Source organism: Tepidimonas charontis (assembly GCF_007556685.1).
GTDB classification, from domain to species: domain Bacteria; phylum Pseudomonadota; class Gammaproteobacteria; order Burkholderiales; family Burkholderiaceae_C; genus Tepidimonas; species Tepidimonas charontis.
The window spans coordinates 1-1,922 of record NZ_VJON01000088.1 but is presented as its reverse complement, the minus strand read 5'-3'; the positions used below and the strand labels follow the sequence as shown (position 1 = coordinate 1,922).

The following is a 1,922-nucleotide window of genomic DNA, read 5'->3' as shown; positions in this document are numbered from 1 at the left end:
ACCGCCCGCGCGCCATCCACGGCTTCTACCCCCCGATCGCCGTCTACCAGGCCATGCTGGAGAAGGTCACCCAAACCAGCCACTCCCTTCAGTGATTCCACCGTTGCACTTGGTGCTTGATACCGCCCGACCTTGCCGGTGAATTACCGGTGCGCGCCCAACATCCTCAGTCATGCCGCCAAGCTGATTGCGCACAACCAAAACCGTGCGCCGAAGAAGATCATCGCTCACCGCGAAGATGCCGGCGAGATCAAGGTAATTCGCGCCCCTGACCGATGGTCGGAGGCAGACGAGATTGCCGAGACGATCAACCGTGACCAGCCCGACGCGCAATGGGTCATCCTCGCCAGAACGAACGCCATCCTCGACGCCGCCGAACTGGCCCTGTTTTCCATGAACAGGTCATTCATACGTACCGGCGGCAGAAGCGTATGGGAACATTCGGTTGGCAGCGTCCTCGTCGGCTTGCTGCGATCGATCCTGGATGATTCATGGACGGGAGTAGCCAATGCCCTTTCCTTTATCGGCATAGACGCGGAATGGATCAATGACCAGTCCCTACGATCATCCGGCGGATGCGTCGCCAGGCTTGAATCGGCCCTTGATCAGGCAAAGCACTCGGAGGATAAACGAAAAGCGCTCCTTGCCCTGCGCGTCGGCCTGCCGTCGTGGCGCGAGCAGGTGGCGAAAGGTCGGGTGTCGCTGGTCGCGCACGGCATTGCCGCTTTGCTTGCCGATTACTGTAAACCACAGCAGCTGAAACTGCTCCGGAAGCTGGAGGCCACGGTCGCAAGGATGCACGGCACGCTGGCGCAGCGTCTCGCGATCCTTGGCCGCTCCGGCCCTATTCGTCGGGGTTCCGAAGTGCAGATCATGACGCTGCACGCCTCGAAGGGGCTCGAGTTCGACAATGTCTGGATCATGGGTTGCGAGGACGGAAATTTGCCCCATGCAGACTCGACCGAAGAAGATGAACGGCGTCTGCTATACGTCGGCATGACCCGCGCCAGACATCGGCTCATCCTGAGCAGCTCCATCGAGGATGGTCTTGAGTCGCGGTTTCTGCAGGAATCCAGCGTGATCTAAAATGATACAAAAGTGCGCGCTTTTACCCAACGAAAACACCGACAGAACAGCTACGATGTTCTAGCAAGAACAGGCATGCAGGAGCAGTTATGCGCACCATTGACGAAGGCGAACTCAAAATCCCCGGCCGTGTCCTCATCAACCGCAAGCAGCTTCTCAAGATCGTCCCGTTGTCGGACCGAACGATTTTCGACATGGAGAAGCGCGGCGAGTTTCCGAAACGTTTTGCGCTTACTCCGCGATCGGTGGCCTGGGACTTGAAAGAGGTCGAAGCATGGATAGAGGCGAGGAAGGCGGCGGCACAACGACCCAAAGCGCCGGGTCGCCTTTCACCCAGAGGTCGATCATGTCAGCCCAGTCCTGAAGCATGACGCGACGCTGCTCAGCATATTCGGCCTTGTTGTAGATCGCTCTGACGCCCTTTTGCTCATGAGCGAGGCACTTCTCGATCCAATCCGTGTTATAACCCGCCTCATGAAGCAGAGTCGAGGCGGTGCGACGCAAATCGTGGACGCAAAACTTGCCTAGCGGCGCCCCATCTTTCTGCGCCGCCTTCCACACGAGCGTCGTTACTTGGTTGAGTGTGGCCTTGCTCATGTTGGCGTCAGTATCGTAGCGCGACGGCAACACATAGCGCGACCCACCCGCGCACGTCTTGAGAGCAACGAAGATATCCAACGCTTGGCGCGACAGGTACACCACGTGGGGGCGCTTCCTCTTCATCCGTTCCGCCGGAATGGTCCAGGTCGCCTGGGTAAAGTTGACTTCGCCCCACGTCGCTTCAGTCAATTCCGACTTTCTGACCATCGTCAACAGCAGCAACTTGACCGCCAAGC

2 protein-coding genes and 1 pseudogene are annotated in these 1,922 nt (G+C 58.6%); 2 read left to right on the top strand and 1 reads right to left on the bottom strand.

What is annotated here, in order from left to right:
- The first annotated feature begins 138 nt into the window (after positions 1-138).
- Positions 139-1,086 carry a 3'-5' exonuclease gene (locus Tchar_RS13440; protein WP_236640480.1) on the top strand — a complete coding sequence of 316 codons (948 nt, stop codon included), beginning with the start codon at positions 139-141 and terminating at the stop codon, positions 1,084-1,086.
- Positions 1,087-1,175: 89 nt separating this feature from the next.
- A pseudogene (locus Tchar_RS14370) lies at positions 1,176-1,307 on the top strand (helix-turn-helix transcriptional regulator); the annotation flags it as partial.
- 10 nt (positions 1,308-1,317) lie between these two features.
- Here Tchar_RS14370 and Tchar_RS13430 read toward each other — a convergent pair.
- Positions 1,318-1,922 (bottom strand): tyrosine-type recombinase/integrase (locus tag Tchar_RS13430; RefSeq protein WP_144329477.1); only part of this gene is annotated, 605 nt, incomplete at its 5' end.